This window comes from Protofrankia symbiont of Coriaria myrtifolia, assembly GCF_900634755.1.
GTDB classification, from domain to species: Bacteria; Actinomycetota; Actinomycetes; order Frankiales; family Frankiaceae; genus Protofrankia; species Protofrankia coriariae.
Genome location: NZ_CAAAFS010000352.1, coordinates 1 through 13,606 on the forward strand (window position 1 = coordinate 1; position 13,606 = coordinate 13,606).

Annotated in this window: 9 protein-coding genes; 1 reads left to right on the plus strand and 8 read right to left on the minus strand. The window is 69.3% G+C overall.

The annotated features are described in order from the left end of the window. The 8 genes from CM1CMNOD_RS20560 to CM1CMNOD_RS20595 form a co-directional block, all read right to left on the minus strand. On the minus strand, positions 1–2,665 hold a 2,665-nt coding region (locus tag CM1CMNOD_RS20560), incomplete at its 3' end, for a hypothetical protein (protein WP_131774132.1). Next, a complete protein-coding gene (locus CM1CMNOD_RS20565; RefSeq protein WP_131792761.1) occupies positions 2,662–3,708 on the minus strand; it encodes a hypothetical protein in 1,047 nt (348 codons plus the stop codon). The genes CM1CMNOD_RS20565 and CM1CMNOD_RS20560, both read right to left, overlap by 4 nt. Positions 3,709–4,360: 652 nt before the next feature. After that, positions 4,361–5,707, minus strand: coding sequence for a hypothetical protein (locus CM1CMNOD_RS20570; RefSeq protein ID WP_043604211.1), 1,347 nt, complete (start codon positions 5,705–5,707; stop codon positions 4,361–4,363). 54 nt (positions 5,708–5,761) lie between these two features. Beyond that, complete coding sequence (locus tag CM1CMNOD_RS20575) at positions 5,762–6,328, minus strand: hypothetical protein (RefSeq protein ID WP_013875516.1); 567 nt, start codon at positions 6,326–6,328, stop codon at positions 5,762–5,764. A 38-nt stretch (positions 6,329–6,366) separates the two neighbouring features. Continuing rightward, the gene (locus tag CM1CMNOD_RS22605; RefSeq protein WP_013875517.1) at positions 6,367–6,645 is read right to left on the minus strand and encodes a hypothetical protein; all 279 of its coding nucleotides are present in this window, start codon (positions 6,643–6,645) and stop codon (positions 6,367–6,369) included. Further along, positions 6,642–8,807, minus strand: a complete 2,166-nt coding sequence (locus tag CM1CMNOD_RS20585; RefSeq protein WP_013875518.1) for a DUF4407 domain-containing protein — start codon at positions 8,805–8,807, stop codon at positions 6,642–6,644. The genes CM1CMNOD_RS22605 and CM1CMNOD_RS20585 overlap by 4 nt, the downstream gene beginning before the upstream one ends. Beyond that, positions 8,804–9,505, minus strand: a complete 702-nt coding sequence (locus CM1CMNOD_RS20590) for a hypothetical protein (protein WP_013875519.1) — start codon at positions 9,503–9,505, stop codon at positions 8,804–8,806. Before CM1CMNOD_RS20590 ends, CM1CMNOD_RS20585 begins: the two co-directional genes overlap by 4 nt. Before the next feature lie 971 nt (positions 9,506–10,476). After that, the gene (locus CM1CMNOD_RS20595) at positions 10,477–12,204 is read right to left on the minus strand and encodes a hypothetical protein (RefSeq protein ID WP_241245676.1); all 1,728 of its coding nucleotides are present in this window, start codon (positions 12,202–12,204) and stop codon (positions 10,477–10,479) included. Positions 12,205–12,959: 755 nt separating this feature from the next. On the opposite strand from CM1CMNOD_RS20595, the gene mptB reads away from it, so the two are divergent. Beyond that, on the plus strand, positions 12,960–13,606 hold a 647-nt coding region (mptB, locus tag CM1CMNOD_RS20600; RefSeq protein ID WP_242625475.1), incomplete at its 3' end, for a polyprenol phosphomannose-dependent alpha 1,6 mannosyltransferase MptB.

The window sequence follows — 13,606 nt, forward strand, 5'->3', positions numbered from 1 at the left end:
GATAGTACGTCCGGGCAAAACCAGAGCGCAACGACGGGACCGCTGGCAGCCCCTGCCAGAACACCACATGTCGTTCTGATATTTTTGTATTGTCGCTGAAAGCAATGCGAAAACGCCTGACCCCGTTACCCGACATCCATGTGCAGGCCGTCAGTGACGCATACGCTCCCGCTGGCAGGAGTGCCAGGACGGCATCCAGAAAGGCCAGCCGCAACCGCCGCGGCACGGGCGGCTTCGGCATGGCGATGGTCACCGGCCCGTCGAGTACGAGTGCCGCGGTGGCCGCTACCGCGCCGAATCCGAACGCGTCGATGGCGGCGACGACATCGTCGACCGCCGCCATTGGTGACGGCATGCGCAGCCCGGCCCGCGGAGCATTCGACGTGTGTACCCGTTCCTCGGCCGCGTAGTAGAATTTTTCCATCCTCGGACGGATTCCGGAGAACTCTTCGTATGCGGCATAACAGCACCACAAGGAATTCTCCCGCCCAGCCGGCGTGACAGGACCGCGGAAGAGCACGGCCACGTTTTTCACACCGTCGCCGAAGAAAGAGACCTCCGTCGGTGCGCCGGGAGAGTAGTGGGCTACCAGCCGCGCCACAGCGGGATCATCATGCTTACCGGGAAAATCGTAGTTCATCCAGTTCGCCGCGATGTCGACCGGGACGTCCGCGGGAGGACCGTCGGCCACGGCGCGGCCACCACCACGACGTAGAAACCACCAGCTCCTGGACTCGCCCGAGGCCGCTTTCAACAGCCGCCTGCGCAGGCCGCCGCTGATTTTCAGCTGGTCGAGGAAATCGGTCCACGCCTCCCGCCGCGGCTGGTCGAAGCGCGGGCTCGCGGCCTCGAACCAGCTCTCGAACACCGGCCGCACCTCGTCAAGCCGCCCGGTCCGGGCAGCCCGTGCCAGCAGCGCCCGCACTCCCAGGTCGTCAGCCCCGTCAGGCCCGCTGAGACGGCCGACGTCGGCCGCGCTCACCGCCTGTGGGAACGAGGAGGCGACCTCCAACGCGCGGAAGACATTCAGAACGTCCCTGGATACCGGCTGGTCGGCGGCCTCCAGCCAGCCCACCAGACGCAGCAGATCACGCCCGCCCTGGCCCTCGGTCGACTCGTCGGACTCCACCTGCCTGTACAGCGTGTGGATCGTGTACGTGTGATCGGCCGCCAGCAGGTTCCGAACCTCCTGCCAGCCGGCTGTGTCGCCTCGTTGTTCGATCACGAAGTCGATCACAACCCGGCGTATCCTCGAATCAGCCTCCTCGACACCACCCCGCATGTTCAGGAAGTCGACGAGAATCTCCGGGACACAGTCGAGACGCCCCGCCATGGCCATCAGGGCCGTGAGCAGCCGGCTGTCGGCGTCCACCGCGGCCAGCCGCCGGCACAGCGCACGTAGCGCTGGCAGCGCCTCCGCGACCCAGTGCCGCTCGACCAGTTTCACGTCATCGGCGATCGACCCGGCATCACCGGATTCGCCGATCTCCCACAGAAAAGCGCTCAGCAGCTCGGCCGCCAGATAGCCGGAAGGCCGCACCGAACGCAGGTGCCCGCGTATACCGTCGATGAGATACCGCAACGGGGCGGATTCTTCTTCCGACGGCACCACCAGGCCGGCCCGCGATATCTCCGGACCCGTGGCCGGCGAAGACGCCGGATTTTTCTCCCGGGCGCGGTCGACCAGTATGTTCCGCTCCGCCGTGACGAGCGCGTCGACGATTTCGCCCGGCTGTTTGAAACTGTATGGTTTGTGGTCGGCGGCGAGCCACCGCAGGACGGCGTCAGATCCCCAGTGGTGACACAGCTTCTTCAGGTTCTCGGCATAAATATGGCTGTGGCCGCTGTCCCGAGTGGGGTCACCACCGCGGCCGATACCGTCACCATGCCTGTCGGTGACGGTATCGGCTCCTGGTGGATCGTCCGGGTCGATTTCTCCGAGGCCGTCCCGCAGCCGGTGAGTGAACGCGAGCCGGATCTTGTGGCTGGTCCGGTTGTCCACCCAGGTGCCCGCGGACAGCGTGGCCCGCACGCCCGCGGGCAGCAGCGCGGCCACCGCGTCGATGAAGGCTATCCGGTCCGCAAGCGGATACCTTGGCGACTGGTAGCCAGGGGTGAGCGCGACCGGCCCGTCGAGCACCGCCGCGGCCACCGCCGCCGCGGCGGTGAACATTCTCGAGTCACCCAGAAGACGTTCCCGGGCTCTCGATGCCTCTTCGTCGTGCGACTGAACCAACACGGACAGCGGATCATCGTTGCGCTCGGGGACAGCCAGCTTCGCAACGGCCTGATACAGGGCCAGACAGCTGCCGAAATACCGCTCGAAGTCCTCCAGCGGCAGGCAGAAGAAACGCGTCGGGACGATCGGGCGGCCGGTCGCGTCCACCGGCGCCGTCGACTCCCACGGCCACTCGCGGATCGCGACCCCGACGTACCGGGAGCTGGCGACCGTGGCAAAGGTGAACGTGACCCATGGCAGCGCGTCCGCTCGCTCCCGGTGTTCCCCACCAGGTGAGCTGGGTGATCCGGGCGAGAAGTGGCTGACCATCCTTGCCATGGCCCCCGGGCGGAGGCGACCGGTGGCGCTGGATCGCAGCAGGCCGTAGTCGTCCCGTTGCCCGGGAACCTTGCTGATCAGCGCCCAGTCGAGATCGACCGCGTTCATCGGGACGTGTCCGTCCTGCGAATCCGCCCCACCAGCCTCACCAACGGCTCAAGAACATTCATCGGCTGTGGTCGCGTCCGGATACGGAACTGACCGTGCTCGCTGACGATGTTGGCGTAGTCGGCGGGATCGAAACGGTTGTTCGCCCCGATGTAGAAACCGATCGAGGAGGTCGCGTGGAAACTGACACGGTCCCTGTGAAAATTCGACACGATACTGTCACGGATGTTCTGGGCGGAATTGTCGGGCCGTTCGTGGCACAACATGTTGAAATACCGGAACGCGACTCCTGCCCTGATCTTCGGCTGGCCGGGCGTCTCCGCCAGCGCTTCGAGCTCACGCCGCGACGTCGCCCGGCCGAGCACCCGGGGATCGTCGAACTTCGTGACGCAGACCGCGAGCTGGTGGGGTAACCGGTTCCCGACCAGCCGCCCGTTGTCGAACGTCCTGCTCACCACCTCGTCGAGCACCTGGTTGAAATACTGGAAGCTGTTACCGTTCTCCTCCTCCCGGACCGGGTCGAACAGATAAATGATCCCGTCGCAGGCGACCAGGTGCTCCACGAGCTGCTCCTTGGCGGCCTCGTTACCGGTGACGTGATCCAACTCGCCGCGCACCTCGTCGAAGTCGAGCTCGTCCTCGCCGTCCTCGTTCTCGTCGCCGCCCGTCCACTGATCCTCGAACAGCTTGCCGGAAACATCCAGGAAGTCGAGGGCGAACTCCACCTGGCTGCCACCGCCGGCCGGGCCCGTCTGTTTCTGCCCCAGGAACGACCAGCTCAGCCGGGTGTTGGTGCCGTGCTGGGTGCCCTCCGGAAACGTGCGTTTGACGGCGAGCACGTGCGCGAGCTCCGACAGCCTGGACAACGCGACCGGGTCCTTGCTCGTGACCTTCCAACGGGTCCGACCGCGCGCCTGTTCGGCGGCGAGCTTCAACGCACCCAGGTACGTCGTCTTCCCGCTGCTGGTCGCGCCCCACAGGCCGATGCGCATGTCATGGCGCGGCCGCTGTGCGGGCGTCGGCCGATCCGTCCGCCGGCTCACCACGTGCCACCACCGGAAGCCCGGCCGTCACCGGAAGCGCGCGTGCCACCGAGAGTCTGCGCTCCACCGGGCGTCTGGGCACCACCGGGAGCCGGGCCTGCCAGCGGCACCGGCAGCACACGCTCGCCGTAGCCTGCGAGCAGCCCGAGCGCCGAGGCCAGCCCGGACGCGGACACCTCGTCCATGGCGAACAGCGCGTCCGCGCCCAGCTCACGCCAGGCCGTGTCGGCCCGCTGCCGCGCGGAACCGCCGGCGCGAGCCGAGGCGATCTCAGGCCGGCCTCGGACGGCTACCCGCCGCACACCCTCCCGTACGACCAGTTGATCCATCTCCGTCCTCCAGTCGTGACGGGCCTGGCAGGGCACGACGAGGTCGTCTTCCTGCCGTACGGGATGCGGTGGCCGGGCACCGACCGTGACAAGACAGTGCGCGGCACCCCCGCGCCACCACCGCGTCCCCGCCGGTTCGTTCAGGACGTGCAGCGCATCCTCGACAGGAGCCGCGAAATCGTAACGTGGCTCGCTCGGCCGCCAGCCGTACAGCGCCGTCAGCACACCCGCCGCCGCCCTCGGCGCCGCCGACCGCACCACCGGATGCTGTGACCGCTGCCAGTCGAGCAGGTCGTGGTCGTCATATCCGATCAGGCCGACCATCACGGCCGTCGGATCCGGATGCTCGTTCCCGAGCAGCGCGAGCAGATCCGTGACCACCTGGAAGCGGGCCGCGACCGCCTCCGGCGTACCACCAAGCTCGAGGATGAAGACCACGTCCACCAGATCGGCTCCGAACTCGGCGGGGACCTCGTCCAGCACGCCCAACCAGGTCCTGCCGCCGCCGCGCAGGTCAGCCGGATGCAGGAAACGCACCCTGCCGGGCCCGTCGAGCGCGGCCGGACGCGGACGGGCGCGCCCGGCCGCGACGCGCACCGCGCCAGGGCCACCGGATGCCACTGCCGCGGATCGTCCGCCACCGGGGCGACGACCGCCAGCGCCAGGTCGTCCGCACGGGCCGGTGGCGCCACGACCGTGATCTCGGATTCCAGCGCCGTCCCGGGGGTGGCCGGCACCACGGTGTTGGCCTCGAACAGCGGATGCGCCACCAGACGCACCCGCCGGGTGGCACGGTCGACCTCGGCGAGAGCAAGGGCGTACCCGTGCCGCAACGGCGCCCGCCGCAGCAGTTCGTCCAGAGCCTCGGTCCCGGCGGCGGCAGCCTCGTGGCCGTCGGCCAGACCAGTGCGGACGAGGTGGCCGGTGAGCGCCTGGAGCGCGTCGTCCACCATTGGCCAGCCGGCGACCTGCCGGACCAGCACCACCACGCTGGACGCGCCAACCGTGCCCAGCACGTCACGCAGCGGCTGGAGGGCGGCGGGCCAGCCGTCGTACCCCACGGTCGGGATCCGGGCCACCCGCCCGCCGCCGTGGCTCCCGATCCCGCCGGCCAGCCGCAACCACTGGCTGTCCGGCTGCGACGGCAGCTCCGGGAGCAGATCCGACCAGTTCCATGTGCGCTGCGCCCCGAGCCGGTGGGGGACGCCCAGATCGTCCGCACCGACGCCGGTGACCGCGACGGCGTCCGGTGTCAGTTCGACGACGGCGGCCCGCTGCACCTCACCGGCGACGATCCGGCTCAGCAGCCGGCCGACGGCCACGGTGTCCGTCGCCATGGCCGTCGGTGCGGCCGCCGGCCGTGGCGACGCCGTACGTACCGCGCGCCGGGCGGCGTCGATCTCGCCAGGCGCCGGGGGGCCGCCTCGGACCAGGTCCACCAGCCGGTCGGCAAGCCCGGGATCGCCGCTGCCGAGCGCGTCGGCGACCCGGACCACGGCAGACAGGTCGAACCGGCGGCGCGCCGTCGCCAGCCGTGCGCCGAACTCCCATTCAAGATCGCCAGCGATCTCTCCCCGGATGTGGTCACCGCGCAGGAGCCAGCCGCATCGTCCGCACTCCCGCGCCGCCCCGCACACCAGGGCGCAGACCGGGCAGCAGCCCGCCGCCACCGGCCCTGCCCGGGCCGGTCCCTCACGGGCCCCGCCTCCTCGCGGGCCGGCCCCTCACGCACCGGTCGCCCGCGCGCCGCTGCCTCGCGGGTGTCGTCCCATCCCGCCGCGCGCCCACTCACCGAGGAAGAGCGGCCCGGAGAAATACCGCATCCCACCACATTGGTCGGACCCGGTGGCAGGCCCAGCGGTGGCGGGCCTAGCCGTCGCGGGCCCAGCCGTTGCGGGCACGGCCGTTGCGGGCACGGCCGGTGTCTTCGTGGACGCCGGATTCTCGTGGATCGGACGGATAGGGCCGGGACAGATATGGCCGGAACGGATATGGCGGGTCTGGTCCGCTGGGTCGACGTCGCGGAAGTACCGGGGGTCACGAGCCGAGCAGAAGGCGATCCGCTCGAAGCCCCCGGCGCGCGGCGTCTCCCACGGCGCTTCCTCGGTGTCGCGCTCCTGATAGTCACGGCCGACGGGGACATCGTCCATCCCGAGGCCGTACAGCACAAACATCGCGTCGCCACCGGGCCGCACCGCGGCGGTGAGCCGCTCGACCGCCACGGCCCCCGGCGGCCCCGACTGCCCGGACGCGTCCAGCCGGGCGGATGCGCCCGGACGGTCGGTTGGCACCGGCTTCCTTCTCCTAACCTGGCCTGCTACCTGACCTGCTACCTGGCCCGTTTACCGAGGTCCGCGCCGGCCGGGCAGCCTCGGGCTGCGTCCGCGTCGGCCCCGGGTGCCGAACACAGTTCGGTGGCCAGCTCCGCCGGCATGACCAGCCGGGCGGGACGGTCGGGGAGCCGATCCGGCGCCACGCATCCCGCGCGGTCGAACGGGCGGCCCTGCACCCAGACCACCGCTCGCGGGCCAGGGCCGAGGGCACGGGTCAGCCGGCAGGTCGCCGCAACGTTGAGAAGCCTGCCTGACCCGCTCGGCCAGGTGCTCATGTCGACCGTTCCCGGCCGGTCGGGCCCTCGGTGTCGGGGAGGTCTGCCGGCCATCCGTTCGAGCGAGCGGTGTCGGCCCGTGGGCCGAACCCCCCGTCCGTCCGGGGCACCCAGGTCGGTTCCTCGTCCGGATCGCGTGGCTGATTGCCGGCCTGACCAGCGTGATTGGCGTGATTGGCGTGGCTGGTCCGGTCACTGTGACCGGCGTACCGCCTACCGGCGGTGCTCCGATCGGCGGCGTCCCGCGTCGCCTCGTCCGGATCCCATGGTCGGGCATCCGGCTGGCCGGCCGGGCGGGCGCTGTCCGGCGTCCGCCACGTGACGTCATCGTCATCGTCCGCCAGCACGCGGGTCGCCTCGGTCGGTCGCGTCACGTCCTCCGGCAAGGGATGCTGCGTGCGTCCCGAGTCACCGCCCGGCTCCCACCAGATGGTGTGAGCTGGCAGCTGAGGCTCCTCCTGCCGCCGCACCGGCTCCCGCGGCGGTGTGGGCCTTCGCGGTGGCGCCGGCCAGGGCTCGGGCCACACCGGCTCGTCCTCGACGCTGTCCGGCTGCCGGTCGTCCCGTTCGGGTTGTGGCTCGTGCCGCGGCTGCCCGTCGTACGACGACACCGTCGTATCGCGCGCCTGGGAGTGGGCGCTTCCTCGCACCGGCTCTGCCGGCGGCCGCACCCTGGACGTTCTGTCCGCGGGAAAAGGCTCGTCACCGGTTGACGGGTCGGCCCGGCCGTCCGACGGGTGCCGCTCCGTCGGCGGCTGAACGCGGGTGGGCTGCGACGGCAGGTCGCTCAGGTGCGGGTAATCGGGGGCCATGCCGCGGGGCCGGGTGTTCGTGTTCGGAGCGGACCGCGAACCGGTGACAAGGTAGCTGTCGAGATCCGCCTCGATGCGCCGCAGCTCGCGTTCCCGCCATCTGGCGAGAATCCTCTCGGCAATGTCGGCCTGGGCCTGGATGGTGCTCCGGGTCAGCCGTTCGATCGCCGCGTCCCTTTCCTCACGCCCGATCTGGGCTTCAAGGTAGGTGTCCCCGCCGTTGAGGATTTCCGTCGCCCGCCGGCGACGGCCCTGTTCCTCCTCGATCTGTAGCTGGTTGCGCTCCTCGATCTCGACAGCTCGTTCGTAGAGCGTCGGCACCCCCAGCGACATCAGGAACTTGACGAGAACCGGAAGACACTCGATCGCGGTGATGAAAAGGAGCAGCAGCAGATGGGCCCGGCCGAGGGAGGGCCGCTCGGAGGTCAGCCGGTCAAGGGCCTCGATGCGGATGAGCATCCCGGTGTCGTCGCTGTTCTCGGCGTTGAACGCGGCAATGTCCGCGGCACGGGATCTCTCAAGACTGTCGAGCTGGGTGTTGACCCTCTCCAGCTCCGACTGGGCGTTGGCGAGCGTGGTCGCGCGAGAGGCGTTCTGGTTCGCCTGCGCCGCGCTGATAGCCGCGTCGAGCTGGCGCTGAAGCCTGGCGAGTTCGGCCCCGGCCCTGTCCCGGATCGTGACTTTCTCGTCGTAGGCGACGCCGGCGCCGGGCCGGCCGCTGCCGCAGCCCGGCCGTCCTTCCTTCTCGCAGACGACGGCCTGCTCGGCGTCGTTGTATCTGGTTCGCGCGGCGTCGACCTGCGGCTGCAGGCGGGCCACCTCGGGATCCCTGTTCACGTCCGTGACGACACCGCCGGCGGCGACGGTGGCCTGCAGCTGTGCCTGCTGGGTCCGCAGATCGCCTATCTGCTTCGTGCGCTCGTCGTTCTGCATGGCACGGTCGAACTCGTCGGCGCGCTCACGATGAATGGTGACCATCTCGGCCTGTATCTCCGGCTCGAAGATGCGCAGCACCAGCGGCGTCGAAATGACCAGACCGATGAGCACCGCCAGCACCAGCCGCGGAAGCGCGACCACCAGATTCTGGTACCAGTGCTCCCGACGTTGTACGGAGGCCACCAGCCATCTGTCCAGGCTCATGATGGCAAGGCCCCAGGCCCCGCCGATGAGCAGGCAACTGGCAATTGGCAGTTGCAATGCCATGTGCAGGGCGAACGCGCAGGAGGTCGCCGCCATGAGAGCAGTGGTCAGCACCGCGCTACCGATACCGACGTACTTCGCCCGGTCGGTCGGGCAGCGCTGGAGGATCTGGGAGTTCGCCCCGGACAACCAGATGAGCAGCCGTCTCACGACAGGCGCTCCCGCCGCCACAGCCTTGCGGCCACCCGTCGCCACCCACCCTCTCGATCATGGCCTGGACCGCGTGTGCCACCGGGCCCGCGGAATCCCACCGGACGCACCAGCGCGGGCGGCAACCGCGGACGCCCGACCTGGTCGAGCAGTGAAACGGTGCCGCCCCAGCCGGTGGCCGGCGTCGTTGTCGCCGCCCGCCCCGCCGGAAAACGGCCAGAACAGGCAAAGGCCGGCCGGTCACGGTTGCCGATGACCCGGCTCCCGGGCTCCTGGAGACCCGGCGAGGAGGCTGGTGAGGCGGACAGCCCGTGTGGAGTACGGGCCAGGATCGCGGCAAACTCGTTCCGGAGCCCGAACAGACCGGCCTGTAACGTGGCGCTGGCGGCGGTATCAACGCCGCTCGGTGGAGTCGGAATCCTCAGGAACCTGATGTCCGGCTGGTTGAAGACACGTATTACCGGTGTCTGCGCCTCCACCACGGCTCCGGCTGGCCCGCGTGCCATCAGACGCAGAGATCGGGTGGCCTCAAGCGCCACCGGAAGAGATCCCTTGGGCGGGAACACGCCACGGCCCTCGACGAACACCTCGTTCGTGTGGAGCGTGGACCATCTGACCACGACTTCCTGGCCGACGACACCGGCACGAGGCTGTACGTCAACAAACTCGAAGCGCGGCCCGTACGGATCAGCGAGCATGCCGCTCACATCCACCCCGCCTTCAGGATCTTTAAAGATAACATCGGAGAGATGGGACAAGAAGCCGAGACAGCGCTGACAAGCCAGCTTGGCATGACCCAGCCTGGCATGACGCCCCTCCCCACGGGAACGCCCTGGTAAGCCTAACCCGGCTTTCAGGCTCACGACAAGATTTGTTTCAACATTGTGCGTACATTATCATCACAGTGGACGCAGGCCGTCGGACCAGATCATCGGATTCAGCGACCGGTCACATCCCTGGGATCCCTGTTCAGGCTCTCCGCTCGCAGGCACCATCGGCCTGGGATGCGGATGGGCCGGAGCCATTGCCGATCAACCTGTCAGGTTGCCGACCAGTGCCATCCATCGGCGTCCGTCGACAGCTCCACCGGGAGTCCGCCGCGCCCACGCCATGCGCTGTTGGAGAGGACAGGCAGGGGAGCTCCGCCCGGTACAAGCACACCTCCGCCGGCGCGGCCACCGATTATGATTCTGGCCACCAGAGTTCGGCCGGGGCGCCGCCCAGGCAGCGACCGGACGAGAATGGAGCGTCCAATGCCCGGTGCGCCCGTACCACGAGAAAACAAAATTCTGAATCTGGTCGGATCTTCATCCGGTTCAGCCTTCCGGATACAACCGGAATCCGAGTCACGAAAAATTCCACGACAGTCACAGGATATTCAAAAATTTTACGATCGTCTTTCAAGATCAAAATATTGATCTGACGAGTACGACGCAAGGCGGTACTATCGGCCCGACGAACCCTCGGATAAATTTTGCCGTAAGGAAGCGGCAGCGGTCAACAACAAGCACTTCCCCGGCACAGCTGTTTCTCACGCACAGCGGCGAGCAGCTTCTTTCAGCAGCTGAAGTCGAGCTGTCCGGGCCGACGGACGGTCAGCGGACAGCGCTCCGGCCACGGGGCCCGCCTGCCTTCCATGCGCTTCATCTCATGCGCTACGTCGCGGCGGTCAGTGGACGCGGGGGTCCGGAGGGCAGTCGAGGGCACTGGCCCTGGTCAGGCCGCTGACCGTGAGTTTGGCGGACAGGCGGACCGGCCCCGGCTGCTCGGTGAGGATGCCCGTCCAACCGTCCGCAGCCTCGAACACGCACGCCTCGTGGCCGTCGTCAAGCTGCCAGTAGGGCGTGAAGTGCACCAGAACAGTCGCCACACCGGGCGCATGGAAGTTCACCGCGAGCGAACTGACCCCGAGCTCGGTCAGCGCCGCCGGCCCTCGCACCAGGCCCGGCGAGTCGGTGACCAGCCAGACCTTCCAGTGGGCGTCCGACCAGACGAGATCCAGATAGGGTAGGCCGACATCGAGCAGCTTCGCCTCCTCCACCGCGGAGGAGTCCAGCTCCACGTCCGGCCGCGCCACGAAACGGACGCCGCGTTCGAGCAGCCACTTGTGGTAGGTCTCGGGCGAAAGGGTGCCGTCGTAGAACAGCGAGTTGTACTCCATGTCCAGCTGCCGCTCCCAACCGCGGGCCAGCGGGACGTGCGGCGCCACGAACGACGCCTCCCAGTGCGCCCGGGTGAACGGGATCTCCACCCGGCCCACCGCCACCGGGCCGTGGTCGAGGTAGTCGAGCAGACCGGTGTAGTAGCCGGCCTGGCCGGAGGCGTCCCCGTAGGTGGCCAGCGCCCCGTGCACCGGGCCGATCTGCCAGCCCAGCAACGGGATCGCGACGACCAGCAGCACCCGTGGGCGTCTGGCCAGCAGCATCGCCGCGAGCGGGCCCGCGAGCAGGGTCGCCGGACGGGCGATGTTCCCGCCGATCTGGGTCGGGACGAAGAAGAAGACCGCGGCGGCGGCGGCCCACAACATCAGCCCGCGCCTGATCGCTACCTCGTGCCGCGGGACGACGAACAGCCCGGCGCCGATCAGCGCCAGCAGAGACAGGAAGGTCATCGCTGGGAACGGCTGCACACCGTGTTCGGGGAACAGCAACGCGACGACGATCCCGCTCATGGCACCCGCCAGCGGCAGCACCCGGCGCCGCGGGAGCGTGCCGAGCAGGGCGACCCCGATCAGCAGCACGAACCCGCCTGCGAGCGGTGAGGCCAGCGACGACCCGATCGCACCAGCCCACGCCGTCTTCGTCCGCCGCTCCCGGACGCCGAGCAGCGCCAACCCGCCGAAGGCCATCCCCAGCGCGAAGGGCATCCGGCCGACCACGAGGTTGGCCACCGTCGCGACGGAGAACCAGACCAGCGCCAGGTCGTGGCCGTGCGTCCGGCCGCGACCGCGCAACAGCCGGGTGACGATCACGGTGGAGGCGACGCACGCGAAACAGCCGAGCGCCTGCACCCCGAACAGCGCCCCCAGCGGCGGGAAGAGCACGCTGTAGCCGGGTACGGTGTGCCCGCCGTACCACTGGTCGTCCCACAGCACCGCGCCGCCGTGCTTGAACAGCCACACGCGATATTCCTGTGCGGGGGTGTCCGGGCCGGTGAGTCCCAGCGCCAGTGACAACCCGCACAGGGCGGCGGTGATCAGCCATGGCTGGCGTCGCAGCAGGGCGGCAACGGCGAGGACAGCCCGCGGGAACGCGGCGCGCGGCTTCGGGAAGACCGCGCGAGGTTGCGGAGCATCATCGCCGGATCCCCGGAAGCTGGATCCCTGGAGGACGGCGCGAGGTCCCGGACGGACCGCCGGAGAGGAGAGCGTTGCTGGTGCTGTGGGCCCGACTGGCACGTCGTCGCGCCGGATGGCCGCGCGCCACCGGGCGCGACGCGGCTGCCCGCCACCCAGCGGGCCCTGACGTGCCCGCGCGTCACACGGAAGATCGTGGGATGCCCGCGCCTCAGCCGGGACAGCTTCGGCTAGGCCAACCTCAGCCAGGCCAGTACGAGGCGCTTCTGTCTCGACCAGGACAGCCCGACGCGGCCCTACACGACGTAGGACGGTGCCGAGCAGACCCACCCGACACCTCCCTGTGTCAGACCGCCACGAACCAGCCAACCGGAAGTACGCGGCCCACGCCAGACCACGGCCACAACAACGGCATCGACGGGTGGAGACGAAGTCCCCGTCCGCGATTCTTTCCGCGGGCGGGCCTGTTTCACGCACCTGTCGGGTGGCCGACCGTGGTGGGCACCGTCGCGGCAGTCACCGCCGTCCTCGCCGAGGCCGGGCTCGGACCGCGCAACCCGGACACCTTCAATCCCTCATCCTGGTGGGGGATTCTCGCATCACAGCCACCGTCGACGGCTACACGGGGCTGGCTCGCGGCGATCGCCGCCGTCGCCGTGATCACCCTGTGCATCTGCTGGTGCGCCCTCGTCCGCTCGATCACTCATTCGGCCGCTCACACCACCGAGAACGCGGTGGATTCGCACGATAGATGGCATATATCCGATAGGCCGTCTATGTTCGATACGCTCCCAAGTGGCTCCGAGCATACCCGTGGGGCAGCGCGCCCCGCCACGCGCCGTACCACCACCGCCCGGGTGGTCGTTACCTCCATCGGGTGGAATCTGCCGTTCGCGCTCGGCCCGCCACTGTTCAGCCGGGACGTCTACGCCTATGCGAGCCAGGGCGAACTCGCCCGGCACGGGCTCGATCCGGCGACGCACGGCGTCTCGGCGTTACGCGCGCTGGGTCCACAGATGGAACCCTTCGTGACCGCGGTCGACCCGCGCTGGCGTGACACCCACGCTCCCTATGGGAGCACGGCCGTTCTCGTCGAGAAGGCGGCGGCCACGGTCGGCGACGCGCTGGCCGGTACCGGGCCGCTCGGTGCCGTCATCGTGCTGCGGCTCGCCGCCGTGCTCTCGGTCGTGGCGCTCGTCGCGCTCACCCCGCGGCTGCTGCCCGGCCGCGGGAACCCCCGACGGACCGCCCTGGTACTCGCGCTGCTGGCCGCGAACCCCGTCACCGCCATCCACCTGACCGGCGGAGCCCATCTGGACGCCCTGGCCGCCACCCTGACAGTCACCGCACTGCTCCTCGACCGCCACCGCCACCCGAGGATTGGTGACCCAATCCCGTCGAATCGCGAGAACGAGGGAACAAGTGGCTGTCATGGCAGCCACTTCCATCACTTCCGTACTCGTTCTCTTGACCAGGGTGGGGTGCGCGGGCGTTTGGGCGGCGG

Excerpts from the sequence above, each read along its gene's own strand:
- CM1CMNOD_RS22605 (WP_013875517.1), bottom strand. The coding sequence starts at position 6,645 with ATGAGCACCTGGCCGAGCGGGTCAGGCAGGCTTCTCAACGTTGCGGCG.
- CM1CMNOD_RS20590 (WP_013875519.1), bottom strand. The coding sequence starts at position 9,505 with ATGCTCGCTGATCCGTACGGGCCGCGCTTCGAGTTTGTTGACGTACAG.